The sequence below is a fragment of the Salinisphaera aquimarina genome (assembly GCF_042643355.1).
Classification (GTDB): domain Bacteria; phylum Pseudomonadota; class Gammaproteobacteria; order Nevskiales; family Salinisphaeraceae; genus Salinisphaera; species Salinisphaera aquimarina.
Genome location: NZ_JBHRSS010000009.1, coordinates 115,737 through 141,074 on the forward strand (window position 1 = coordinate 115,737; position 25,338 = coordinate 141,074).

Annotated in this window: 23 protein-coding genes; 7 read left to right on the top strand and 16 right to left on the bottom strand. The window is 64.9% G+C overall.

Annotation, left to right across the window (positions count from 1 at the left end):
- Positions 1 to 70 precede the first annotated feature (70 nt).
- Positions 71 to 1,309, top strand: a complete 1,239-nt coding sequence (locus tag ACFOSU_RS18810; protein WP_380691479.1) for an NAD(P)/FAD-dependent oxidoreductase — start codon at positions 71 to 73, stop codon at positions 1,307 to 1,309.
- A 53-nt stretch (positions 1,310 to 1,362) separates the two neighbouring features.
- On the opposite strand, the gene ehuA is transcribed toward ACFOSU_RS18810, so the two are convergent.
- The 4 genes from ehuA to ehuB form a co-directional block, all read right to left on the bottom strand.
- Positions 1,363 to 2,157 (bottom strand): ectoine/hydroxyectoine ABC transporter ATP-binding protein EhuA, encoded by a 795-nt coding sequence (gene ehuA, locus ACFOSU_RS18815; protein WP_380691480.1) that lies wholly within the window; start codon positions 2,155 to 2,157, stop codon positions 1,363 to 1,365.
- Positions 2,154 to 2,849 (bottom strand): ectoine/hydroxyectoine ABC transporter permease subunit EhuD, encoded by a 696-nt coding sequence (gene ehuD / locus ACFOSU_RS18820; RefSeq protein ID WP_380691481.1) that lies wholly within the window; start codon positions 2,847 to 2,849, stop codon positions 2,154 to 2,156. The genes ehuA and ehuD overlap by 4 nt, the downstream gene beginning before the upstream one ends.
- On the bottom strand, positions 2,849 to 3,523 hold the full coding sequence (gene ehuC, locus ACFOSU_RS18825; protein WP_380691482.1) for an ectoine/hydroxyectoine ABC transporter permease subunit EhuC: 675 nt from the start codon (positions 3,521 to 3,523) through the stop codon (positions 2,849 to 2,851). The genes ehuD and ehuC overlap by 1 nt, the downstream gene beginning before the upstream one ends.
- A gap of 83 nt (positions 3,524 to 3,606) precedes the next feature.
- Positions 3,607 to 4,470 carry an ectoine/hydroxyectoine ABC transporter substrate-binding protein EhuB gene (gene ehuB / locus ACFOSU_RS18830; protein WP_380691483.1) on the bottom strand — a complete coding sequence of 288 codons (864 nt, stop codon included), beginning with the start codon at positions 4,468 to 4,470 and terminating at the stop codon, positions 3,607 to 3,609.
- 200 nt (positions 4,471 to 4,670) lie between these two features.
- Here ehuB and ACFOSU_RS18835 point away from each other — a divergent pair, with 200 nt between their 5' ends.
- The gene (locus ACFOSU_RS18835; protein WP_380691484.1) at positions 4,671 to 5,561 is read left to right on the top strand and encodes a phosphoribulokinase; all 891 of its coding nucleotides are present in this window, start codon (positions 4,671 to 4,673) and stop codon (positions 5,559 to 5,561) included.
- A 131-nt stretch (positions 5,562 to 5,692) separates the two neighbouring features.
- Positions 5,693 to 6,733 (top strand): NADP(H)-dependent aldo-keto reductase, encoded by a 1,041-nt coding sequence (locus ACFOSU_RS18840; protein ID WP_380691485.1) that lies wholly within the window; start codon positions 5,693 to 5,695, stop codon positions 6,731 to 6,733.
- 106 nt (positions 6,734 to 6,839) lie between these two features.
- On the opposite strand, the gene ACFOSU_RS18845 is transcribed toward ACFOSU_RS18840, so the two are convergent.
- Positions 6,840 to 8,345 (bottom strand): hydroxymethylglutaryl-CoA synthase, encoded by a 1,506-nt coding sequence (locus ACFOSU_RS18845; RefSeq protein WP_380691486.1) that lies wholly within the window; start codon positions 8,343 to 8,345, stop codon positions 6,840 to 6,842.
- Positions 8,346 to 8,502: 157 nt separating this feature from the next.
- Between ACFOSU_RS18845 and mvaD the strand changes: the two genes are divergently transcribed.
- The 4 genes from mvaD (at position 8,503) to idi (ending at position 13,524) form a co-directional block, all read left to right on the top strand.
- Entirely contained in the window at positions 8,503 to 9,486 is a 984-nt protein-coding gene (gene mvaD, locus ACFOSU_RS18850; protein WP_380691487.1) for a diphosphomevalonate decarboxylase, read from the top strand.
- On the top strand, positions 9,486 to 10,517 hold the full coding sequence (locus ACFOSU_RS18855) for a mevalonate kinase family protein (RefSeq protein WP_380691488.1): 1,032 nt from the start codon (positions 9,486 to 9,488) through the stop codon (positions 10,515 to 10,517). Before mvaD ends, ACFOSU_RS18855 begins: the two co-directional genes overlap by 1 nt.
- A 131-nt stretch (positions 10,518 to 10,648) precedes the next feature.
- Positions 10,649 to 12,931: a hydroxymethylglutaryl-CoA reductase, degradative gene (locus ACFOSU_RS18860; protein WP_380691489.1), complete on the top strand. Its 2,283-nt coding sequence runs from the start codon at positions 10,649 to 10,651 to the stop codon at positions 12,929 to 12,931.
- Between the two features lie 26 nt (positions 12,932 to 12,957).
- Complete coding sequence (gene idi / locus ACFOSU_RS18865) at positions 12,958 to 13,524, top strand: isopentenyl-diphosphate Delta-isomerase (protein ID WP_380691490.1); 567 nt, start codon at positions 12,958 to 12,960, stop codon at positions 13,522 to 13,524.
- A gap of 470 nt (positions 13,525 to 13,994) precedes the next feature.
- On the opposite strand, the gene ACFOSU_RS18870 is transcribed toward idi, so the two are convergent.
- From ACFOSU_RS18870 to hpnA, 11 genes are all read right to left on the bottom strand, one after another.
- Complete coding sequence (locus tag ACFOSU_RS18870; RefSeq protein ID WP_380691491.1) at positions 13,995 to 14,636, bottom strand: ABC transporter substrate-binding protein; 642 nt, start codon at positions 14,634 to 14,636, stop codon at positions 13,995 to 13,997.
- Between the two features lie 88 nt (positions 14,637 to 14,724).
- Positions 14,725 to 15,849: a glycosyltransferase gene (locus tag ACFOSU_RS18875; protein ID WP_380691492.1), complete on the bottom strand. Its 1,125-nt coding sequence runs from the start codon at positions 15,847 to 15,849 to the stop codon at positions 14,725 to 14,727.
- An 82-nt stretch (positions 15,850 to 15,931) separates the two neighbouring features.
- Positions 15,932 to 17,074, bottom strand: coding sequence for an adenosyl-hopene transferase HpnH (gene hpnH / locus ACFOSU_RS18880; protein ID WP_380691493.1), 1,143 nt, complete (start codon positions 17,072 to 17,074; stop codon positions 15,932 to 15,934).
- 129 nt (positions 17,075 to 17,203) lie between these two features.
- The gene (locus ACFOSU_RS18885; RefSeq protein ID WP_380691494.1) at positions 17,204 to 18,274 is read right to left on the bottom strand and encodes a 2-aminoethylphosphonate aminotransferase; all 1,071 of its coding nucleotides are present in this window, start codon (positions 18,272 to 18,274) and stop codon (positions 17,204 to 17,206) included.
- Positions 18,271 to 19,431: a phosphonopyruvate decarboxylase gene (gene aepY, locus ACFOSU_RS18890; RefSeq protein WP_380691495.1), complete on the bottom strand. Its 1,161-nt coding sequence runs from the start codon at positions 19,429 to 19,431 to the stop codon at positions 18,271 to 18,273. The genes ACFOSU_RS18885 and aepY overlap by 4 nt, the downstream gene beginning before the upstream one ends.
- Positions 19,428 to 21,080 (bottom strand): phosphoenolpyruvate mutase, encoded by a 1,653-nt coding sequence (gene aepX, locus ACFOSU_RS18895; protein WP_380691496.1) that lies wholly within the window; start codon positions 21,078 to 21,080, stop codon positions 19,428 to 19,430. The genes aepY and aepX overlap by 4 nt, the downstream gene beginning before the upstream one ends.
- Positions 21,077 to 21,838 (bottom strand): phosphocholine cytidylyltransferase family protein, encoded by a 762-nt coding sequence (locus ACFOSU_RS18900; protein WP_380691497.1) that lies wholly within the window; start codon positions 21,836 to 21,838, stop codon positions 21,077 to 21,079. Before ACFOSU_RS18900 ends, aepX begins: the two co-directional genes overlap by 4 nt.
- Before the next feature lie 3 nt (positions 21,839 to 21,841).
- Positions 21,842 to 22,831 (bottom strand): lysylphosphatidylglycerol synthase domain-containing protein, encoded by a 990-nt coding sequence (locus tag ACFOSU_RS18905; protein ID WP_380691498.1) that lies wholly within the window; start codon positions 22,829 to 22,831, stop codon positions 21,842 to 21,844.
- A 27-nt stretch (positions 22,832 to 22,858) separates the two neighbouring features.
- Entirely contained in the window at positions 22,859 to 23,620 is a 762-nt protein-coding gene (locus ACFOSU_RS18910; RefSeq protein ID WP_380691499.1) for a HalD/BesD family halogenase, read from the bottom strand.
- A gap of 82 nt (positions 23,621 to 23,702) precedes the next feature.
- Positions 23,703 to 24,209 (bottom strand): DUF2147 domain-containing protein, encoded by a 507-nt coding sequence (locus tag ACFOSU_RS18915; RefSeq protein ID WP_380691500.1) that lies wholly within the window; start codon positions 24,207 to 24,209, stop codon positions 23,703 to 23,705.
- On the bottom strand, positions 24,206 to 25,207 hold the full coding sequence (gene hpnA, locus ACFOSU_RS18920; protein WP_380691501.1) for a hopanoid-associated sugar epimerase: 1,002 nt from the start codon (positions 25,205 to 25,207) through the stop codon (positions 24,206 to 24,208). Before hpnA ends, ACFOSU_RS18915 begins: the two co-directional genes overlap by 4 nt.
- Positions 25,208 to 25,338: the final 131 nt, after the last annotated feature.

Sequence of the window (25,338 nt, forward strand, 5' to 3'; positions counted from 1 at the left end):
GACACACGCAAGCCGATTCCCCGTCCCGCGCGTTACCATGGACATCCCGCTCGCATTCGAAGCAGTAAAAGTGCACGAAACCATTGTTCTGGGCGCCGGCATGGTCGGCGTCAGCATCGCTCACCACCTCGCCGAACGCGGCCAATCGGTGGTACTGGTCGACCGCCGTCCTCCGGGACAGGAAACCTCGTTCGGCAACGCCGGACTCATTCAGCGCGAGGCGGTCCAACCGCATCCGTTTCCCCGCGACCTGGCCAGCATGTGGCGGGTGCTGCCGAACAACCGTATCGATATCCGCTATCGCGCCGGCGCCATGTTCACCGCCGCGGAACCGCTGCTGGGATACTGGCGCAATTCAGCCCCGGACCGGCTGGCCAGGATCGTGCCCGAATACGCGTCGCTGATCATGCACTGCACGACCGAACACGCGCACATGATCGACGCCGCCGATGCCCACGCGCTGATCCGCAAGGACGGCTGGCTAGATGTCTTTCGCACCCCCTCGGTCTTCGAGGAGCAGCAGGCCCGCGCCGCCGATATCCATCGTCGTTTCGGCGTCGAGTACCAGATTCTCGACTCGCAGGCGCTCGCCCGGACCGAGCCTGGCCTTTCAACGGATTTGATCGGCGCCATCCACTGGACCAACTCCTGGTCGGTGACCGACCCGGGCGCGCTCGTGCAGGCCTATGCGCGGTCCTTCGAACAGCTCGGCGGCCAGCTGCTGCAGGCCGATGCGACCGACCTTGAAAACACCGCGACGGGCTGGCGGCTCAGCACCGACCAGGGCCCGCTGGAGGCCAAGAACGTCGTGCTGGCCACCGGGCCATGGTCGAACCGCTGGCTGGAGCCGCTGGGTTATCAGGTGCCGCTGTTTCATATGCGCGGTTACCACATGCACTATGCGCCGGCCGCCGACGCGACCCTGCATCACGCGTTCCTGGATCATGAAAAAGGCTATCTGCTGTCGCCCAAGCGCGCCGGCCTGCGCCTGACCACGGGCGCAGAGCTCAACACGCTGGATGCGGCGCCGCGCTCGGGTCAGCTGGACGCCGCCGAGGCCCAGGCACGGGCGGTATTTCCGTTCGGTGCCCGTGTCGACCCGGAACCCTGGAAAGGCGCCCGCCCCTGCGTGGCCGACATGAAGCCGATCATCGGGCCCGCCCCGCGGCACGACAATCTCTGGTTCGCTTTCGGTCACGGCCACCAGGGATTCACCCTCGGGCCGGTGACCGGGCGTCTCGTGGGCCAGATGATGGCCGGCGAGACACCGACCGTGGACATGCAGCCGTTTCGCGTGGACCGCTTCTGAGCACAAGCGCGCGGCGCGGCACACGACCAGCGGTCGCCGGCTGAGCCCCGGGATCAGACCTGCGCAGGCACCACGCTGTCGTCCTGCAGCACCATGCGCAGGAACTGACGGGTACGCTCCTCGCGCGGCCGGGTAAAGATCTCGCCGGGCGGGCCCTGCTCGAGAATGCGGCCGTCGCAGAAGAAACAGACCCGATCGGCCACGTCGCGGGCAAAGCCCATCTCGTGGGTGACGATGAGCATGGTCAGGTCGTGTTCGTGGGCGAGATCCTTGATCACCTGCAGCACGTCGCCGACCATTTCCGGGTCCAACGCCGAGGTCGGTTCGTCGAACAACAGCAGCTTGGGCCGCATGGCCATGGCCCGGGCGATGGCCACGCGCTGCTTCTGACCGCCGGACAGCGAATTCGGATAGGCCTCGCGCTTGTCGACCAGGCCGACGCGTTCCAGCAGTTCGTCGGCGCGCCGGGTGGCCTCGTCGCGCGGCAGTTTGAGTACCCGCATCGGTGCTTCGATGATGTTGCGCAGCACGGTCATGTTCGGAAACAGGTTGAAGTGCTGAAACAGCATGCCGACGTTGCCGCGCATCCGGCGCAGGTGTTTTTCGCCGGCCGGCTTGAGTTCGTCGCCGTGCTTCTCGTGCCAGAGCGGCTCGCCGTCGACATGGACCACACCCGCCTGGATATCCTCGAGCGTCATGAGGATACGTAGCACGGTCGACTTGCCCGAACCCGACGGGCCCATGAGCACGACCCGTTCGCCGGGCGTGATCTGGAAATCGAAGTCGTTCAGGACAACGGTGTCGCCGAAGCGCTTGGTGACGTGCTCGAAGGTGACGATCGGTTTCATTTGACGGCAATGCCCGCGCGCGGCAGGCGGCTCTCCAGGAATTTGACGAGGGCGGCGCTGATCAGCGTCAGGATGAGAAACAGCACGCCGACCATGGTGATCGGGACCATGTAGCGATAGGTGCGATCCCCAATAATCGTGGCCACGTTGAGCACCTCCATCACCGTGATCGCCGACAGGATCGGCGTGTCCTTGATGATCGACACGAGATAGTTGCCCAGCGCCGGAATGATGCGCGGAATCGCCTGTGGAATGACGATATCGCTGTAGACTCGCCAGGTGCTGATATTGAGTGCGCGCGCGGCTTCCCACTGCCCTCGGGGCACCGCCTGCAGACCGGCTCGGTATACCTCGGAGGTATAGGCGCTGTACTGCAGGCCCAGCGCAACGCTGCCGGCCTCGAGTGCCGGCAGCGTGATGCCGACGGTACTCGGCAGCACGTAATAGATGACAAACAGCTGGATGAGCAGCGGCGTATCGCGGATGAACTCGATCAGGAATGCAGTGGGCCAGGATATGAAGCGCGTGGGCGCGGCCCGCAGCAGGGCAAACACCAGCCCCATGATCATGGCGATGAGAAAACCGAAGATGGTAGCCAGCACCGTCACCTTCATTCCGATCAGCAGAATCGGGATGATCGACAGCGCGAACGCCCACTCGCTGCTCAGGTCCCATGGGATATCGAACAGCATCAGTGCGCCCCCTCGCGTCCGGAGACGCGCTCGAAGTAGCGCTCCAGCCCGCGCATCGCGACCATGATCACCAGCGCCATGGCGAAGTACAGCAACAGGGTGACGCCGAGGATCGGCAGCGTGTCGGTGTCGTAGCCGCGGTTGCGCAGGTCGTCGGCCTGAAACGCGAGATCGGCCAGGCTGATCAACGACACCAGCGACGAATCCTTGAGATTCTGGATCGCCAGGTTGCCGAACGGCGGCATCATCTCCACCAGCGCCTGCGGCAGCAGCACCCGCCAGAGCGTCTGCGCAGGCGTGAAATTCAGCGCCACCGCCGCCTCCTGCTGGCCCGCGTCGACCGACTGCAGCGCGCCGCGCACCACCTCGGCGCCGTATGCACCGATATTGAGCGACAACCCCAGAATACCCGCCTCGATCGGCGAGATACGGATGCCCATTGCCACCGGCAGCGCATAGTAGAGCCAGAACAGCTGCACCAGCAGTGACGTGCCGCGAAAAATCTGGATATAGGTCTTGGCCAGCCAGCGCGCCGGCGCGAATCGGGCGATCGAGCCGATGCCTGAGGCGAACGCGAGAAGCGCGCCACCGACGGTCGAGGCCAGCGTGATCCAGATCGTGATCTGCGTGCCCTGCAGCAGGGTGGATACGATCTGTTCGAGGGTCAGGTCCATGACTCAGCAGCCTCCAGGACACCTAGCCAAGCCGGCCGCCGTGAACGCTTCACGACGGCCGGCACCGTGCTACCCGCGCTCGCTCAGCTTGCCGAACACAGTTCCTCGGTGCTCTTGGCACTGACCTTGTCGATCGACCCCTTGTCGAGACCGTACTTCATGAGAATGTTTTTCCAGTCGTCGGTCTTCTGGAATGCCTTGAGCTTGGCGTTGAAGGCATCGCGCAGCTCGGTGTTGTCCTTGGCGAAGGTAAAACCACCCCAGCTGCGCTGCGCCTCGCCGTCGATGACCGGATCATCGAACGGCAGCGCCTGCTCCACGCGGCTGCTCTTCTTGGCCAGCATGGCCACCGTCAGCTGGGTGCCGGCGTAACCGTCGATACGCCCGGTCGCCACCGCCGAAGCGGCATCCGCGTTCGCGCGCAGCGACACGATCTGATTGCTCTTCAGGCCCATCTTCTGGGCGAACCCGAGCTGGTTGGCGCCGGAAACGATACCGAGCTTCATGCTCGAGTCCTTCACGAAGGCGTCATAGCCGTGAATATTCTTGGGATTGCCCTTCTTGACCATGATGCCTTCACCATAGGTCGTGTTCGGGGTGGAGTAGTCGACCTGCGAGCAGCGCTGCGGCTGGATCGCCTGCGAGGCGGCCACCATGTCGACACGATCGGCCTTGAGCGAGGGAATCAGCGAACCGAACGGCACCACCGTCCACGCGATCTTATCGATGCCCATCTCGGCGAGCACCTTCTTGGCAACCGACGGACCGAGCCCGACGGCGGTGTCGCCTTCCATGTAGCCGTAGGGAATCTCGTTGGCGGTGGCGATCCGGATGCTGCCGCTGTCCTTGATCTGCTGCAAGGTGGCCGCCGACGCCGCCACGCTGAAAGTCAGTGCCGCCAACGCCAGAAGGCCCGCCAAGGACCAGGTGTGGTGTTTCATGTTCATGGATCTCTCCCGTCAAACAATAGACTGAAAGCGGACAGATCTGGGCGCGAACCGGGATGGCTGTTTCCTGCGTCTAACTGCCCCCACTCGTGTAATTACCATGCAACAACGACGCCAGGGTGGCAAACAAACAGGCCTGCTTCTTTGGTCGCAGTCGAAAGTGTTGCGCCTCGGACGCTTTGCGGCCACAGTTGGCGCCCATGTCCCTCCTGCATCCCATTGTTGCGGTCACCGGTTCGTCCGGGGCCGGCACCTCGACTGCGCGTATCGCCTTCGAGCACATCTTTCATCGCCTGGCGGTACGCGCGGCCTACGTCGACGGCGACGCCTTTCATGCCTACAGCCGCATGGCGATGGCCAAGGCGGTACGCCGCGCGACCATTCGCGGCGAGAACTTCAGTCATTTCGGCCCCGGCGCCAACAAGCTCGAGCGCCTGGAGCGACTGTTTGCGGAATACAGCGCCGACGGCAGCGGCCAGATCCGTCGCTATCTGCATGACGAGATCGAAGCCGCCGAATTCAATCGCGAACCGGGTACGTTCACCGACTGGACACCGGTGGAGCCGGGCACCGAACTGCTGCTCTACGAGGGCCTGCACGGCGGCGTGGTCACCGATCAGGTGAATGTGGCCCAGTACGTCGACCTGATGGTGGGCGTGGTGCCGACGATCAATCTGGAGTGGATCCAGAAGATCCGTCGCGATATCGACGTACGCGGCTACGCTCCGGAGGACGTCGCCAAGGTCATCCTGCGGCGCATGCCGGACTACGTGCGTTATATCACCCCGCAGTTTTCGCGTACGGACGTCAATTTCCAGCGCGTGCCGCTGGTCGATACCTCCAATCCGTTCGTGGCCCGCGACGTGCCCAACGCCGACGAATCCATGGTCGTGATCCGGTTTCGCGATCCCGAGCGCTGGCAGGTCGATTTCCCCTACCTGCTGACCATGATCCACGGCTCCTTCATGTCGCGGCCCAACACGGTGGTCGTGCCGGGCACGAAGATGCGCATGGCCATCGAGATCATCATCGGCCCCTTGATCAAGGGTCTGCTCGACAAACGCCGGCAGGCGCTGACCACGCAAGAATAAGATGAAATAAGACAGCGCCCCTTGCGGGCAGGCCGATACGGCCCCCGCCAGTGATTTACACTGCGCGCAATATATTCAGGTAGAAAGCGGCTGCGTGCCGCTGTCCGACACCGGACTCTCGGAGTTTTTTGATGCAATACCGCAAACTCGGCCGCAGCGATATCGACGTCAGTCGTATCTGTCTGGGCACCATGACCTTCGGCGAACAGAACAGCGAGGAAGAGGCCCACGAGCAGATCGACTACGCGCTCGATCAGGGCGTGAACTTCATCGACGCCGCCGAGATGTATCCGGTGCCGCCCAAGGCCGATACCCACGGCCGCACCGAGGAATACATCGGCTCATGGCTGGCCGCGTCCGGCAAGCGTGACGATGTCGTTCTGGCCAGCAAGGTCGTCGGCCGCTCGGGCATGGATTATCTGCGCGGCGGCTTCGAGACACGGCTCACACCGCGCCAGATCCGCAGCGCCCTGGAAACCAGCCTGGAACGTCTGCACACGGATTATCTGGATCTCTATCAGTTGCACTGGCCCGACCGCGCCACCAACACGTTCGGCAAACGCGGCTATGTCCACAATGCCGAGGATGACGCGGTGCCGATCGAGGAGACGCTCGGCGAACTGTCGCGCCTGGTCGAGGAAGGCAAGATCCGCTGCGTGGGGCTGTCCAATGAAACGCCCTGGGGGCTGATGCGCTATATCCGCGCCGCCGAAGCGCTCGATCTGCCGCGGGTGGTCTCCATCCAGAACCCCTACTCCCTGCTCAATCGCACTTTCGAGGTCGGGCTGGCCGAGTGCGCCGAGCGCGAAGACGTGCGTTTACTGGCCTATTCGCCGCTGGCGTTCGGTGTGCTTAGCGGCAAGTATCTGGACGGAGCGCGGCCCGAGGGCGCGCGCCTGACGCGCTGGGAGCGCTTCTCTCGCTACACCAACGCGCGCGGCACCCAGGCCGCCGCCGACTATGTCGCGCTGGCACGCAAGCACGACCTCGACCCGGCCCAGATGGCGCTGGCCTACGTCAACAGCCGCAGCTTCGTGACCGCCAATATCATCGGCGCGACCACGATGGCGCAGCTCGAAACCAATATCGCCAGTGCCAACATGGAACTCTCGGACGAACTGGTGGAGTCGATCGAGGCGATCCATGCCGACAATCCGAACCCCTGCCCCTGATCACTCGGCGACCCGCGCCAGGCGGGTATGACAATCGCCGGCGCCCGGCATCGACCGCCCGACGCCGGCGCGGCAATACAATCCTTGTCGCGCGGGGCAGGTCGTTTCAGCGACCTTCGTTGGCCGCCTTGCTGCTGACCAGCCGCACGCTGGGCACATAGCGGTAATACTCGATGCCCACGTCCCGGAATCCGGGCGTGTCCTGACGGCCGATATGATCGACCACGAACTCGTCGCGCGCCGGCACCGGGTCCAGCGACGCGGGATGGCCGTCGTGTAGCGCGGCGTACTGGTGGGCGGTGAGATCCAGCGGCTTGCCGAGGGCGAGCGCGAAGTTAATGCGTGACGCGGCCTGCTGCCAGCCGTCGACCACTCGCATCGGCAACGCCTCGGCGGCATCGCCACTGCCATAGCCCAGCGCCAGCCAGCGCTGGCCGGCCATGTCGAGCTTGTCGCTATGCGCCTGCACGAAACCGGCCGCCAGCCAGGCGGGCAGCGCGGCGGTATACAGATTGCCGAGATCGCGCATCATCTCGCTGCCCAGCGAAAGCTTGTCGTCGACCAGGGACCGATACTCGGGCGTCTTGCGCATGCGCCGCAACAAGTCCGCCGCGATCGGGAACGCATCCTCGCCACTGGCCCCGGCCGCCACCCGGGCCCGCATGTCCGGGGCCGCGCCCGCGATCTCGGCCATCAGGTCGTCGCCATCGATATCGGCGCGCGCACAGTGGTCGCGCAGCTCGGCCACCGACTTGTCGTCGCCGTCGGCCAGCGCGAACAGATAGGCCATGGCCCAGCCCGAGGCCGGCATCTTGTGATACGGGCGGTGCATGAACACCGCATCCACGGCATGAAAATAATCGACATGGCGCTCGCTCTGCTTGGCGAGCATGGCATTCATGGCATGCCGCGTGGCATCGACATAACAGCTGGTCGAATAGCGGCCGTTGAACACCGGCAGGTCCTGCATCTGGCCATCGTGACGCTGCGGCTGGCCGCGAAAACGCGCGAACGGCTTGCGAAAATCCACCATGCGATAGTCGGACGCGCTGCCGGAGCCGGCCAGATCGACGTCCAGCAGCTTCGGCTCGGCTTCCAGCAGCATCGCCACGGCGCCCGCACCCTGGGTGGGCTCGCCCGAGGAACCGCGCTCGTATTCGGCGATATCCGAACACACCACGATCGCCTTGCGGGTGGCCCCGTCCGTGGCCAGATAGCGCAGCGCGCCCTTGAGCGCATACACCCCGCCCAGGCAGGCATGCTTGTATTCCGGCACCTCGCACTCGCGTGATACGCGTGGCATGCCGTGCGCGGCGAGCGCGTCGTCGATCATGCCCTTGACGATGACCGCACCGGCCGAGTTGTCGCTGCTGGATTCAGTGCCCAGCGCGAGATAGCCGATATCGCCCGGATCGATATCGTAGGCCTGGATCAGGCGCCAGACGGCATTCGCCGCGAGCGTATAGACACTCTGTTCGGGGCCACGCATACGGAAACTTCGACCGACCACATTCCGGATCTTGTCCCAGGGTTGATTATTCCATTCGCACCAATCGGCAAGCTGCACACGATAAGGCGGAAGATAAAGTGCCAGTCCACTGATTCCAGGCATGGGCTCTCTCGGTGATGTTAGCGGCACTGCCACGAGGACAGCTCGTTATCTCGTATGCTAGCAAATGCTGCACCTTGTCATGCACAACCCGGGTGCCGCGGACACGCCATATGGCGTATCCTTGCGCGCAGTTATCGACCCGGATACCGCACGCCGCATGAGCAAACGACCTGCTTCTTCCACTGCGCGCGCGCATAGCAACATCGCGCTGATCAAGTACTGGGGCAAACGCGACGCGGCGCTCAATCTGCCGGCGGTCGGGTCGATCTCGATCACGCTGGATGCACTATACACGGACACTCGTGTCACTTTCGTGCCCGGCATGGCGCGCGACAAGGTCGAGATCGGCGGGCGCGGCGTCGACGCCGCGCGCTTCACGCGTTTTCTCGACCTCATTCGCGCCCGTACCGGCAGCGCGCAGTCCGCGCGCGTCGAGTCGTGGAACAACTTCCCTACCGGCGCCGGTCTGGCGTCGTCGGCCTCCGGCTTTGCTGCCCTGGCGCTCGCGGGCTCGCGCGCCGCCGGGCTGGAACTGTCGCCGCGCGACCTGTCGATTCTCGCCCGTCAGGGCTCCGGTTCGGCAGCGCGCTCGGTGTTCGGGGGGTTTGCACAAATGCATCGGGGCAGTACCGACGACGGCCTGGATGCCTGCGCCGAACCGCTGCTAGAGGCCAGCGAATGGCCGCTCGACGTGGTGGTCGCGATCACCGAACGCGAGGCCAAGAAAGTCGATTCATCGGCCGGCATGTCCGATCTCGACACCCGCTCGGATTATTTCGATGCCTGGGTCAGCCACTCGGAGGACGATCTCGCCGGCATGCGCGATGCCATCGCCGCCCGTGATTTCTCGACGCTGGGCGAACTCACCGAATACAGCTGTCTGAAGATGCACGGCCTGATGCTGTCCACCCGCCCCGGCCTGCTCTACTGGAATGCGGCCACCGTCGCCGCGATGCACGCCGTGCGCGGGCTGCGTGAAGACGGCGTGCCGGTCTATTTCACCATCGACGCCGGCCCGCAGGTGAAAGCACTGTGCCAACCGGCGGATACCGCCCGGGTGGCCACCGCGCTGCAACAGGTGCCCGGTGTCCTCGAAACCCGGACCAGCGCACTCGGGCCCGCGGCGCACCTGCTGGACTGATGCCCTTTCCGATTCACGTCAGCGCGCCCGGCAAGCTGTTCCTGATTGGCGAATATGCCGTGCTCGACGGCGCGCCGGCGCTGCTGACCGCCGTGGACCGACGTGTTCAGGTCACCATTACACGATCGCCCGACGAGCGCTGGCATATGAGCGCCGTCAACCTCGGCCTCGTGGATATCGCACTCGAACGCGACGGTGCCCTGCCCGCCGGTACCGATGCCGCCACCGCAACCGGTCTCAAGGTATTCGACGCCGTGCGCCAAACCCTGGCGGCCCAGTTCGAGACACCGCTGCCGGCCCTCAGTATTACCATCGACAGCAGCGATTTCGCCCGCGACGGCTACAAGCTCGGACTCGGCTCCAGCGCCGCGGTGGCCGCAGCACTCACCCAGGCGCTGGCAGTGGCCGCCGACCTCGCCCTGTCGCGCGCGCACACGGCCGCGCTGGCGATCAGCGCGCATCGTCGCGCCCAGGACGGGGCCGGCAGCGGCGGCGATGTCGCGGCCGCCGTCTATGGCGGTGTGATCGGCTACACGCGCGACCAGGCGCCAGTGCCGTTGACCTGGCCCGACAGCCTCGCCGGCATGGCGGTGGTCACCGGCACCGGCGCCAGCACATCCGACATGGTGGCGCGGGTGAATGCCTACCGCGAGCGCGACCCGAACGGCCACGCCGCAGATATCGCACGGCTGGCATGGCTGGCCGACACGGCGCAGCATGCGCTGACCCGTACCGGCCGTTTTCTGCAGCTGGCCAAGGAATATTTCGAGGCCTTGATCGCGCTCGATCATCATGCCCATGCCGGCATCGTCGGCCCACGCCACCAGATTCTGCACGCACTGGCCGCCCGGCATAACGCGGTATTCAAGACATCGGGAGCGGGCGGTGGCGACGTCGGGCTGGCGTTCGCGCGCCGCGGCGCCGATGAACAGACGCTGCGCAGCGCGCTCGAAAACGCCGGCGCGCATGTATTGCCCCTGACCTTCGGTGCCCCGGGCGTACGTATTGAAAACGCGCTGCCCGTGCGCTGATCGCCCCACCGTTAGCAAAGTGTTAAACGGACCGCGGCGGTTTGCGATAAAATAATGCATTTAGCAACGATCGTTTGTGGTTACTCTCGTGATCATCACGATCGTGCATCGGTTCACGAGTACGTCTGCCCATGAGTCATTCCCGCATCCCCGAGTTCTACAAGTTTTCGGTGGCGGATCGCCTGCGCGTTCTGCTGGAGCGCGAGGTCATCAGCGATGTCGAATACGACATGCTCATTGACGGCGGCCAGCTGCTCGACGCCGACAAGGCCGATCGCCTGATCGAGAACGTCATCGGTGCCTTCGGCCTGCCGATGGGTCTGGGTCTGAATTTCCAGGTCAACGGACACGATTATCTGGTGCCGATGGTGGTCGAGGAGCCCTCGATCATTGCCGCGGTGAGCTCGGCCGCCAAGCTGGTCCGGCGCGCCGGCGGCTTTCAGAGCCACGCCGAGCGCCCGCTGCTGATCGGCCAGATCCAGATCGTCAACGTGCCGCATGCGGCCCACGCCAAGCAGGCACTGCTGCAGCAGAAGGAAGAGATCCTCAATCTCGCCAACAGCCTGCATCCGAACATGGTCGCCCGCGGTGGCGGCGCCCGCGATATCGAAGTCATCACCCACGGCACGACCGCCAGCCACGGCGAGATGCTGGTGGTGCATCTGCTGGTGGACACGCGCGACGCGATGGGCGCGAATCTGGTCAACACCATGTGCGAGGGCGCGGCACCGCTGGTGGAGAAGATCAGCGGCGGGCGCGTGTTCCTGCGCATCCTGTCCAATCTCACCGATCGCGCGCTGGTGCGCTCGAAAGTGGTGATCCCGAGCGCGCTGCTGGAAGCCGGTGATTATTCCGGCGAACAGGTGCGCGACGGCATCATTCTGGCCAACGAATTCGCCGAGATGGACCCGTATCGGGCGACCACCCACAACAAGGGGATCATGAACGGCATCGATGCCGTGGCCATCGCCACCGGCAACGACTGGCGCGCGATCGAATCGTCGGCCCATGCCTATGCCGCGCGCACCGGCCGCTATGCGTCGCTGACCCGCTGGTATGCCAACGAGGCCGGCGATCTGGTGGGCGAGCTCGATATCCCGCTCAAGGTCGGCACCGTGGGCGGCCAGGTCGAATCCAACCAGGCGGTCAAGATCGCCCACCGGGTGCTCGGTATCAAGTCGGCGCCGGAACTCGCCGAGATCATGGGCGCGGTCGGGCTCGCGCAGAACTTCGCCGCCATCAAGGCCTTGTCGACCCACGGCATCCAGCGCGGCCACATGACCCTGCACGCACGCAGCGTGGCCATGGCCGCCGGCGCCAGCGAGCCGATGTTCGACGACGTGGTCGACCGGCTGATCGCCGACGGCGATATCAAGGTCTGGAGAGCGCGCGAGATCATCGCCGAGCTGGAGCGCGTCGGCAGTACACGCACCCCCGGCCAAGCCACCCAGGAAGTGGTGCGTCACGACGGCGACGCCGGCCACAGGGGCGATATCGGCTACGGCAAGATCATCCTGCTCGGTGAGCATTCGGTGGTCTACGGACGACACGCGATCGCCGCGCCGATTCCGCTCAACATCCGCGCCGAGGTCAAGCCCCAGCGCGAGCATATCGACCTGATGATTCCGCGCTGGGGCGTGGAAATGCGGCTATCGGAACCCGAGCGCTGTATCAGTTCGCTGCATGCCTCGATCACGCTGATCGCCGAACGCCTGGGCGTGGCCGAGCGCGGCATGCGTGTTGATGTGGTGCCGCATATCCCGCGCGCCAACGGCCTGGGCGCCTCGGCCGCGCTCGCGGTCGCGGTGATCCGGGCGATGGCCCGCTGCTTCGAGGTCGAGATCAGCGAACGCGAGATATCCAATCTGGCCTTCGACTGCGAAAAGATCGCCCACGGCACGCCGTCGGGTATCGACAACACGCTCGCGACCTTCGGCCGGCCGATCCTGTTTCGCAAGGAAAACGCCGGCGCGCGTCCCGAGATCCGCGACCTGGCCACGCCCGATCCGATTCCGGTGATCATCGGCCTGTCCGGCGTCGCCACCCTGACCATGCAGACGGTCGGTAATGTGCGCACGGCCTGGCAGAAAAATCCGGAGCGCTACGAAGCGATCTTTTCGCAGATCGACCAGCTCGCCCTGGCCGGCGTCGAGGCACTCAGAAAAGGCGATATCGCCGAACTCGGCGAGCTCATGAACATCGATCATGGCCTGCTCAACGCGCTGCAGGTATCGTCATGGGAAATCGAGGAACTGGTGGAGATCGCCCGGCGCAACGGCGCCCTGGGCGCTAAACTCACCGGTGGCGGCGGTGGCGGTGCCATGATCGCGGTCTGTGAACCCGAGCGGACCCAGTCGATTGCATCGGCCATGCGCGCCGCCAGCTACAACACCTTCATCACCGAAATACGCTAAACGCGAACGGCTTTCAGGAAATTCGCATGTCGCAGCAGCCCGCACCCGTCGTTTCCTTCGACGACGAACCGCTCATTCTGGTCGATTCCGAGGACAACGTGCTCGGCTACAGGGCCAAGGCCGAAGCCCATCGGGGAGATGGCGTGCTGCACCGCGCTTTCTCGATCTTCCTGTTCGACGACGACGACAACGTCTGGTTGCAGCAACGCGCGCCCGGCAAACAGCTCTGGGGCGGCTTCTGGTCGAACAGCTGCTGCAGCCATCCGCGCCGCGGCGAGAGCGTCGACGACGCCGCCGCACGCCGGCTCTACGAAGAACTGGGCGTGAACGCGGACCTCGCTTTCCTGTATCGCTTCGAATATCACGCCCGGTTTGGCGACATCGGTGCCGAGCACGAACTGTGCTCGGTGTATATCGCACGCTCGAGCGCACCGCTGGCGGTCAATCCGAACGAAATATCGGCCTGCCGCGCGATTGCGCCCGACACACTCGACGCCGAGCTCGCGAACAATCCGGACGCCTATACGCCGTGGCTGAAGCTCGAATGGCCACGTATCCGCGACGCGCACTGGGCGGCAGTCGAAGCCTGCTGATTTGCAGGCTTTGGCCGTCTAGCAAACCAGGTTCGTGTTTCGGACGGGAGCGCATCTCGACTCACCCTGAATACCCGCGAGTCCGAGAACACAGGCACGCGAATACAGAAAAACTATCCGCAGATGAACGCAGATAGACGCAGATTCAATACAGACGCGCTGTGCCGCCTGCTCTTATCTGCGTTCATCTGCGCCATCAGCGGATAAATTCTTTTATTTACGGATGCATCGATCGTCTCGCAGTACGACCGCCGCCGCGATCGGATCCGAGAATCAGCCTGCTCCATGTGCCTGCGCTGATTGTGAGGCATCTGTAACAAGCCATGCCGCACGCAAAGACGCATACGACAGGCGAAGGCGCTGTCGGCAATGATTCTTTCACTTCGCGTCTTTGCCCCTTTGCGTGAAACCATCTTTCGCCTGCATCGGGCGAACCGCGCTCGATAGATGATCAAGATCGACTGCGGCGATCAGTTCTCGTCGGGCAACGTCGGGTACTTGGCCAGCTGTTTATCGAACTGCTCGAGAAAACCGTCCGCGCCCTTGCTGCGAATCGCGCTGGTGTACTGGCCGCGCTTGAGCGCGAGATCACTGACACCGCCGGCGACCACGTTGATGATCCGCCATTGCCCGCCTTCGTTGGCCAGCACATAGCTGATCGGGGTGCGCTTGCCGTTCTTCTCGACGATATCGGTCTTGACCTGACGGCGTCCGCCGGCGGCATCGCTGGCGCCAGTAACCTCGAATTTCTGCCCGTCGTAGCCGTCGAAGCGACTGGCATAGGTCGCGATCGTGTCCTTGCGGAATTTGGCGACATAGGCTTTCTGCTGGGCGGCATCGAGTGTCTTCCACTCGCCGCCCAGCGCGAGCTTCGCAATCCTCGGCAGATCGAAGGTGTCATCGATGATCGGCGCCAGCTTCCGATAACGACCGTCGAAGCCGAGATCATCGGCGCCCTGCATCGTGGTCAGCAGCTGGCTGTCGAGCCGGTCGATGACCGCCCGAGCCGGCTCTGCGGCGGCGGCGGTCCAGACGCCGATACAGGCGAATATCACCAGCGTGGCGACGACACAGACCATCGTCTGACGCGCCGCATTTCCAAACAGTTTCATCGTCGACGTTCCTGTATTCCAGTAAGCGGTGAATTGGGCAACGATTCGTTCGTTGGACACACCCAGCAGGCTCCGGTTCGCTCTGTCATCAAAGGTTCTCATCACGCCGATATTCGCGGCCGCGCCAGGCCGTGCGCAGGCCACGCCAGTAACGCAGCGCCGATGACCAGGTCATGCCGAGATAGAGGGTGCCGGTCACCGGCAGCAACAACGCCCAGGCCCGCCGCAGCCGATAGTAGCGCAGTGTCGGCAGATAGCTGACCAGCATGGCGAGCAGCGCCAGCGCAGCCACCGCGCGGGTGGGCGCATCGCCTACCAGCAGCGCCAGCGGCGGCACCCAGAACATGACCGCCATGACCAGCGTGCAGGCGGCGAGCAGGATGCGTGAATAACGCAACTGGGTGAACGCCGAGCGCGCCACCATGGCGTGAATGGAAGCGAAATCGTCATAGCCGCGCAGGCTAACTGCGGCGTGGGTCACGCCCACCCAGGTACGCCCACCCGCGGCGCGTACGCGCGCCGCCAGCGTGCAATCGTCGATGACCGCGTCGCGCAGGCTGGCAAAACCGCCGATGGCGTCGAGCACGCGCGCGTCGAGCAATACACAACCGCCCGCGGCTGCCGCGACGAAGCGCGATCCGGCGTTGGACAACGCAAACGGGTACAACAACTTGAAGAAGTAGATGAAAGCCGGCATCAGCAGCCTTTCGGCCGTGCTGTGCATGCGCAGCGCGGCCATCAGCGATACCAGTTGCCGATCCTCCCGGATCGCCCTGGCGCGCAGACCGGCGATGGTTCCGGGCGCGATTTCGATATCGGCGTCGAGCAACAGCAGGCGCGCCGTGGTCACATGCTCGCGGCCCTGCTCCAGCGCCCACAGCTTGCCGGTCCAGCCCGGCGGCAACGGCGCGGCGGCGATGATGTCGAGATCGAGCAGGCCGGCGCGGCGTGCGACAGCGGCGGTGCCGTCGCCGGAGTGATCGTCAATCACGATGACCCGCAATCCGCGACCCTGATGGGCCAGTGCGGCCAGCGTGCGGCCCAGGGTCTCGGCCTCGTCCCGGGCCGGAATGAGCACGGTGGTATCGGACAGATCGCCATCGGCATCGTCGGCATCCGCGACGAAGCGCTCGCGCATGCGCCAGGGTTGCCACGGCTGGGCGAGCAGCCCGAGCCAGATGATGGCCGCGACGATCGCTACCCCGAACAGCATGACGGAACCCTCTTTCTTCTGAGCCTGACACGAAAAAGCCGCCGGCGAACCGGCGGCTTTGCATCACACGGGGATGCGCGAGCTAGCTCGCACGATCCTGAGGCGCCTCGGCGCTGCGCCGGCCGATCGCGGAGATCGGAATCCGCGTGGCGGTGGCTTCGTTACGATCCCCGTAGAGAATCGGCAGTTCCTCGGCGAAATCGCCGTTCAGGCGCGGGCCCTTGAGCATGACCTTGAGCGCCTTGAGCGGATGCGAGAACGTATCGTTCACCGCCGTGCCTTCGTAACCGCAGTGCGCCATGCAGTTGTCGCACTTGGGGTTGCGGCCGACACCGTAGTTCTCCCACTTGGTATTCTCGATCAGACCCTTGTAGGTCTTCTCGTAGCCTTCGTCGACGAGCAGGTAACAGGGCTTCTGCCAGCCGAACACGTTGTAGGTGACGTTCGACCATGGCGTGCACTGATAGGTCTCGTTGCCGGCCAGGAAATCCAGGAACAGCGAGGAATGGTTGAGCTTCCAGTCGCTGCCGCGCTCTCGCCCCTTGCGGAAGATGTCGCGGAACAGATTCTTCGACGTGCTGCGGCCGAGAAACACATCCTGGCGCGGGGCATGCTCGTAGCTGTAACCCGGCGATACGGTGATGCCTTCGACGCCCAGATCGGTGACGTAATCGAAGAAATCGGCGACCTCTTCCGGCACTTCACCATCGAACAGCGTGCAGTTGATCGTCACGCGGAAACCGCGGTCGCGCGCCATCTCGATGGCTTCGACAGCTTTTTCGAACACGCCTTCCTGGCAGACGGATTCGTCGTGACGTTCCTTGAGCCCGTCCAGATGCACCGACCAGGTGAAATACGGCGACGGCTTGTACTGATCCATCTTCTTGGTCATGAGCACGGCGTTGGTGCACAGATACACAAACTTCTTGCGTGCCACGATGCCCTCGATGATCTGAGGCATCTCCTTGTGGATCAGCGGCTCACCGCCGGGGATCGACACCATCGGCGCGCCGCATTCGTCGACCGCGTTGAGCGCGTCCTCGACGCTCATGCGCTGCTTGAGCACGTCCTTGGGCTGGTCGATCTTGCCGCAGCCGGCGCAGGCCAGATTGCACTGGAACAGCGGCTCCAGCATGAGCACCAGCGGATACTTCTCCTCGCGCGCGAGTTTCTTGCCCATTATGTAACGGGCAACACGGTACTGTTGAATCAGCGGTACTGCCATGAAAGACCTCGTTTTCGAACATGGGACACGGGCCGATGCCGTGACCGAATCTGATCGGCGAAAACACTACAGATGTGTCGCCTTAATGTGTTCATTGTACATTGTTTATGTCATTTAAATGCTGCGCTTTCACAATCGATTGTGCACGATAGACGACACCGCTGTAATCAGGCGTTCGATGTCGACGGTATCGATCGCGCCCATCGTCGATATGCGAAAGATCGATGCCGCCAGACCACCCTGCCCGGCATAGATGACAAAGCCCTGCGACTTGAGATGATCGTGCAGCGCGTCGTAATCGATGCCGACGGGCAATGCATACGCGCGCAGCACACAGGATGATTCATCGGCGTCGAGCACGGCCTGTATGCCCAGCGCGGAGAAACCGTCGGCAACCTGGCCGGCGAGCCGGCGATAGTTCGCACGCCGGGCCTGCCAGCCGCCTTCGTCCTCATGCTCGGCCAGCGCTTCGGCCAGGGCATGAAATGCCGGTATTGCCGGCGTGAACGGCGTGCTGCGCGCGTCCTGTTTCTCGCAGTAGCCGGCCAGGTCCAGATACAGACTGCACGGCGTCGCGTCCGACAGCGCCACGCGGCGCACGAGCACGAATGCAGCGCCGGGCGCGCCGTGCAGACACTTGTTCGCAGTGGCCGCCACGGCCGCCACCGGCAGGCGATCGAAGTCGATCGCCTCGGCGCCGAAGCTGCTTACGCCATCGATGAGCATCTGTACGTTACGCATCGCACAGACCTCGCCGATCGCCGCCAGATCGTTCAAGCGCCCGGTGGTGGTTTCATGGTGGACTACCGCCACATGGGTGAAATCGCCGTCGGTCAGCTGTGCTGCCAACCGGTCGCTGTCAATATGTTCACCCCACTCGAAACGCAGCGTCTGATGGGCGATGCCGTGGATATGGGCCATGCGCGTCATGCGCTCCCCGTAGACGCCGTTTTCGATGATCAGCAGGCGCGCGTCCGCGCCCGGCAGCGAACTGATCATCGCCTCCACCGCTGCCGTGCCGGAACCGCTGAGCACGACCGCGGCCCAACGTTCGTCGAGATCGTAGACCGCCCGCAGGCGGGTGCGAATCGTGTCCTGCAGATCGGCGAACTCGACCTCGCGATGGCACAGATCGGCGGCAGTGAGTGCGCTACGCACCCGCTCGGTGAGCGTGACCGGGCCGGGATTGAGCAGAATCACGAGGTCGCTCCTATATGCCGCATGAACCGCTCTCGCACCTCGTCGGGACCGTGCTGCGGCCGCGGCAGACCGTTCTTGTCCACGCCCGGGTCGATATGCAGGTGCGCGAACGCCGGGCCGCGGGAGCTGCCGCCCAGCATCTGGTCGATCACCGGCAGCACGAAGCCCTCATAAGTGGTGCGGTAACCGCAGCCGGCCGCGATCGAGGCGAACGACAGGCCGGCCGAAACGGTGGCCTGGCCACCGGTGGATTCGTGCATGCCGTTATCCAGCAGCAGATGCGCAAGATTGGTCGGGCCGTACGCCGCCAGGGTGGCCATCGCGCCCATGCGCATGAGCGCCGCGCCATCTCCATCGACGACCACCACCCGCAAGTCCGGGCGTGCCAGTGCCAGCCCCAGCCCGAGCAACGGCGCGCAGCCCATCGAGCCGACCATATAGAGATGGTTGGGCCGATCGGCCACGGCATACAGTTCGCGCCCGGCGTAGCCGGTCGAGGCAATGATCACGCTGTTATCGATACCGGTATGCGCGACCAGATGGGCGAGCGCGCTACGGCGGGTCACGCCGGGCACATTGCGCGCCTTGTGCGGCGCCGGCCGGAAGGTGATCGCGCCGCGACTCTGGCTGGGCGGCTTGCGGTTGTACAGCGTCGCCGGCGCCACCGTGTCTTTTTTCATCACCAGCGCATACGCACGCCCGGTCTCGTTCTGGTGCGCCTCGGCGCGTGCAAGTGCCGCGTCCAGCTCGGATTCCTTGTCGGGGAAGATTTCCCAGGGAATATCCATGCTGTCGAGCATGTCGGTGGTGATGCGCCCCATCAGTTCATGCTGCGGTTCGTCGTCGACCTCGGGCGCGCCGCGCCAGGTCACGATCAGCAGGATCGGCAGCCGGAATACCCAGGTCAGCGAGGTCAACGGCGAAACCGCGTTGCCCAGCCCCGAGTTCTGCATCATCGCGACCGCACGCTTGCCGGCCAGTGCCTGCCCGGCCGCCATGGCCACCGCGTCGCCTTCGTTGGCCGCAGAGATATAGGTCAGCCGGTCGTCGTCGATGACGGTGTTGATGAACGGCGTAAGAAACGAGCACGGCACTCCGGCATAGAAATCGTAGCCGAGGTTGCGTGCGCGATCGATGAAGGCCGAAGCCTGAATCATGGCGTATCTCCGTGGGCAAAATCGCCGGCGGCACGCAGATCGTCGAGGTCGTTCACATCCAGCCAGTGACCGGTGATATAGACGACGTCGACGCGGGCGCCGGCCGCAATGAGGGTATTGAGCAGTTCCGGAATGCCGGCGCGCGCATAGCTGCCGTCGACCTGAAGCGTCTCGATCGCCTCGGCGATCCGCGCCCGGCCCGCGCCGCGCGCGCGCATGAGACCGATCCAGCGTCCGCAGGGCCGCGTATCGGGGGCGTGATCCGCGCCCACATGGGTGAGCGTGACCCGTTGCGCGAACAGCGAACGGTCGTCCGGCGCACTGCACCAGGCGGGGTCGCGCAGGGTATCGCCGTCGCTGGCGCCATCGTTGGCGGCATCCGAATCCACGACCACGACGATATCACCGCTGGCTTCGAGCAGGTCGGTGAGGACATGCCGGCGAAAGACCAGATCACCGTAGAGCACGATATTGTCCTCGCTGAAGTGATCCCTCGCATGGCCGAGCGAAGCCAGTTCGCCGGTGTGTTCATAGTCGCGGTTCTCGACCACGCGCACGCCGGGTACGTCGATGGTGTCGGCGCGATAGCCGGCCACGGCGGTGATGTCGTGGATACCCTGCTGCTTGAACACATCCACCAGACGCCGCAGCAACGGTTTGCCGCCGATCTTGAGCATCGCCTTCGGCCGTGCTTCGGTCACCGACTCCAGCCCGGCGCCGCGCGCGGCCGCCAGCACCACCGCGTGAATGGGCACATCGCTGCCGGTATAGCGGCGCTCGGCGTCGCGCAGTTCGTCATCGCCCTGCAGGCGAAAGATCTCCGACACCGGCGCGATCCGATCCTCGATGCCGGCCACACTCTGGTTGTCATGCACTTCGCGGGCAGTGCGCTGCATCGCGGTGACCGACGCGCGAATGCTGTGGTTGGCCCAGATCGCCAGACTTATGCCGGCGCTGCGGAATACATCGGTGGGCGTCGAATAATATTTGGTGGGCACGATCACCAGCGGACAGCGCTGGTCCCAGGCGTCGGCGAAACGCTGGATGTTGTCGAAACGCGGCGCCTTGTCGTGAATCAGAATCGCGTCCGCCCCGGCGGCGTGATACGCCTTGGCGCGCTCCAGCGCCTCTTCCACGCTCCAGCCGGCGATCAGCGCCTCCACGCGGGCGACGATGCAGAAATCCGGATCACGCTGGGCGTCCTTGCCGGCGCGGATCTTGCCGCAGAACTCGTCCACATCGGCCAGCGCCTGGCGTTCGCCGTCGATGAAGCTGTTGGTCTTGGGAAACAGCTTGTCCTCGATGCACACGCCGGCCACGCCGCGCGATTCCAGCTTGGTGACCAGCCGGCGCAGATTATTGAAGTTGCCGTAGCCGGTATCGCCGTCCAGCAGGATCGGCACGGTCGTGGCGTCGGCCATGAACTCGACCGCCTCCAGCACCTGGGTCCAGCTCGCCTCGTTGGAATCACGCACGCCGAACGCCGCCGACAAGGCCAGCCCGCTGGCCCAGATGCCGGCAAAACCGGCCTCTTCGATGATGCGTGCGGACAGCCCGTTGTGGGCCTCCATGATGAATTCCAGCTGATTCGATTCCAGCAGATCGCGCAAACGACGCGCGCGGCTCACGGGCATGGTGACGTCGTTCATGCCACGGCCTGCAGTTCGGGCAGCACGGCATCGACCGCGCGCTCGACGTCCTCGGGATAATCGATCTCGATCCAGGGCAGCCCGGTGATGTCCTCGTAGCCGAAGGCATCCGGATCGGCGAGCAGCACGTCGCGCAGCGCGTGTTCATAGGGCGTATCGGCGTCGGCCTGCGACAGCCTCTGGCAGGCCGACGTCAACGCCTGCCCCATGTAGGAGGTAAGCCGGAAGAAGCCCACCGATTCACCGATGACGTCGTACTCGAGATCGGCCGGCAGCTGCTTGTCGAAGCCCACCAGCCGGTCATTGCGCGCGCACAGCTTCACCGGCTCGGCGTCGTCCGGATCGACGTTGCGATCCATGAGAAAGACGTTTTCGCGCGCGCTGTCGAGCAGGCGTGCGAGCATGCGCCGGTCATAGAGCACGTCGGCATCCATGAGCAGCACGTCGTCGCCTGCCGTGAACACGTCGCGCGCCGTCCAGACACTGATTGCGCTGCCCAGACGAAAATCCGGATTCTGAATCGTGTCGACGGTCATCTGCGGCGCGCAGTCGGGCACCAGCGCGGCCAGCGCCTGCTCGATCTGCATGGCTTCGCAGCCGACGACCACAGTCAGCCGATGAATACCGCAGGCGGCCAGCGCACGCAGATGGCGTTCGAGCAGACTCGCCCCGCCGAAGGGCAGCAGGCACTTGGGGCCGCCGCCGGTGATGTCGATCAGCCGTCGGCCCACGCCGGCAGCCAGTAGCACTGCATGCATCGATTACTCCTGAACAGAAAAATGTTTTGGCGTCCGGCGCAGGGCCCGGCCTTCGGCGATTTGCCAGGCGATCAACCCGGGAACCCCGAACGCCAGTTCGCGCACGCGCTTGGACAGTGACAACGCCAGCGACACGTCCGCGGGCAGCCCGATCAGCGACCCGAGCAGCACATAGCCGCCTTCCTGCACGCCCAGCGCGCCGGGAATCGCAAACGCGGCGCCGCGCACGGCCTGGCCCAGTGCTTCCAGCATGAGTGCATCGGCAAGGCTCACCGGCGCGCCCAGAAAATACAGCGCGAGCCAGACCTCGCCGACACCCGCCAGCCAGCCGATCAGGCGCCAGAACGCGGCCCGTGCCACAGTGCCCGGCTGCCGATAGATATGGGCCACGGCCTGATCCAGCGCGCGCGCACCGCCAACGAAATCCAGCGTCTTCGCGCCGCCTCCGAGTTTCTGTACCAGACCGGCCAGACCGCCGAACAGACCACCGCGCTGCAGTCGATAGAACACGCCCACGAGCACGGCCATCACCGCGATGCCCGCGATCAGCCCCCAGGCCAGGTCCGGCCGGTCCAGCAGTGCGAGCAGCATCGCCACGCCAATCAGGGCGAACACCATCTGCGTGGCCACGGCCAGCGTGGTATCGACGACCACGCTCGCGCCCACCGGCGCACCGCGATGCCCGCACAGCACCAGCAGGCGTGCCTTAGCCACGTCGCCACCCACCTGGGCGACCGGCAGTAGGCCGTTGACCGACTCGCCGATCCAGCGCGCCCATACGATGCGCCCCAGGCTCGGCCGCGAGCGCGCGAACAGCAGCCGCCAGGCATGGCTGTCGATCACCAGCGGCAGCAGATGCCAGGCCGCGACCAGCAGCAGACCCCAGCCGGCGGCCGCGAGCGCGTTCGCGATATCGCCCGCGCCCTGCCAGAGCAGCACCGCGGTGAACAGCGCGACGCCGAGCAGCGCCATGATGATGGCGGTGCGCTTCATGAAATCTCGGCTGCGGTCATCTGCGGCTCACCGGCGCCCCAGCGCCTGGGTGAACACCTGCTTGAAGCCGAAATACGCGATCGAGTCCTTCATGTTGGACACGAAGCGCCGCCAGCGGCTCATATGCGGATCGGTGACATATTCGAAGGTCAGCGAGATCCGCGTTTCGTTCTCGCCCAGCGGGGTGATCCGGTGCCAGACCTCGTCGCCGTTGAAGAAACACATCGCGCCCGGGCGCAGATTGCGGGCGTCCTTGACCGAGTCGCGGCTGGCGTCGTTGCGGAACAACTCGAACTCGAGCTGGCTGCTGGAGTCGTCGATCACGCCCAGCAGCAGCGTGTAGCGCTTGCCGGCATAGTAGGAGGTATCGAAATGCCAGCCGATGTGATCGCCCGGCTCGGTATAGAAATACAGCGCATAGGCGTGCGGGTCGCTGTCCGGACAGACCTGCAGCGACTCGCCGGTGAGCTTTTCCAGCCACGCAATGAACGTCGGGTCGCGATACAGCGCCGGAATTTCCGGCGCCAGTTCATCCAGCGTATAGCGGCTCACGCTGCCGCCCTTCTTGTGCTTCGGGATGAAGTTGCGGTGCACGGCGTCCTTGAGCTCGGGAATGCGCGCGGCGAACGCCTCGCTGATCGGCGCCGGCAGAAACGTGTCCAGAAACAGGAACTCGTTGTCGGCCTGGAAACGCTGCTTGAGGCCGGGCGTATCCAGCCGTGACAGGAAGACCGTGTCGGGCGCGGTGGCGTGGCCCTGTGTTTCGGGTTCGAGCGTCGCGGTACTCATGACAGGCTCCTCTGGTTCGGAATCTCGTCGATCGATGGGAATTGCACGGTTTCTAGCTCTGCGCTGAACCGGGTGGTACGGCTCATGAGTCCACCTCTTTCCGGTCGAGTCCTTCAGGTTCGTCCACGCGCTCCCAGGTCGTCGTGCGGCCCAGCAGCTCGATACCCAGGTAGCCGCGAAGCTTGAGATGATCGGCGTCGGCGAGCCAGACATTGCAGTCGTAGTGCTTGCCGTTCTCGGTGTCGTAGACCCGGCCGCTGCGCCAATGCGCCTTACCCCGGTCGTCGACGTGGTAGATCAGCCCGGTGAGCAGCGGCAGGCCGATCAGCGGCCGGTCGCGCCGGGCCGGGTCCGGGTTGTGGCGATCGGTCACCGGCTGGCCGCCGATGCCACGCGGATCACCCTCGGGATAATGCGGCTGGCGCAGCCAGACCAGTCGGCCACGATACTGCGCGCCGGCGTTGCGAATCTCGACGATGGCTTCACCGCCTTCGGTGCGCCAGAACCCCGCGATGGCGTCGGGCGCGGCCGTGTCCGCCGTCGCCAGCAGCGGCGCGCATAGCAACAAGGCTGCAAACGCCCGGATCACGGGTGGCGACCCAGCGGCAGATAGCGATGCGCGAAATACCAGGCGATGGCATCGGCCAGCGCATCGCGGGCATCGCGTGATTGATAGCCCAGTTCAGCGTCGGCCCGCGCATGCGAGAAATACATGCGCTTGCGCGCCAGCTTGACACCGTCGACGGTCACGAACGGGGTCCGGCCGCTGAGTTTGGCGAACGCCTCGGCGGCATGGGCCACCGGCAGCACCAGGCCGTGCGGCAGCTTGACCTTGGGCGGCGGCCGGTCGGTGAGTTCGGCGATCAGCGTCAGAATCCCTGCCAGCGTCAGGTCCTCACCACCGAGCACGTAGCGCCGGCCGCTGGCACCGTGATGCCAGGCCAGCAAGTGACCGCGGGCGACGTCATCGACGTGGGCGACGTTCAGACCGGTATCCACGAACGCGGGCATCCGCCCCGCGGCGGCGTCCAGCACCATGCGGCCGGTCGGGGTGGGCTTGTGATCGCGCGGGCCGATCGGCGCCGATGGATTGACGATGACGACATCGACGCCGTCGGCCGCGAACTCGCGTGCCACCTCCTCGGCCAGAAACTTGGAACGCTTGTAGTGGCCGATCATGTCGGCCAGCCCGACCGGCGTGTCTTCGTTGCCGGGCGCGCCATCCGTGGGCAGGCCCAGGGTGGCCACGCTGCTGGTGTACACCACGCGCTGGACGCCGGCGTCGCGTGCCGCCTGCAGCACGTGGCGGGTGCCCTCGACGTTATTGGCGTAGAGCTCGTCCGGCCGGCGCGCCCACAGCCGATAATCGGCGGCCACATGAAAGACGGCATCGCAGCCTGTCATCGCGGCCGCCAGGGCCGCCGGATCGCCCAGCGTGCCCTGCGCGTGTTCGATCTCGAGGCCCGCGAGCGCGCTGGTATCGCTATCGGCACGCACGAGCGCGCGCACCTCGAAGCCGTCGCGCAGCGCCGCGCGTACGACCGAACTGCCGACGAAGCCGGTGGCGCCGGTAACCAGTGCGCGCATCGCTAGTGTCCTGTCTCGTAAGATTGCTGGCCTATTCTGCGCGCGGCGTGGGCATGTCCAGCAAGGGGCAGGGCCGAGTCGCGGCGAACACGCGATATGCCGCCGCCACGGAACGCATCAACAGCCGCGCG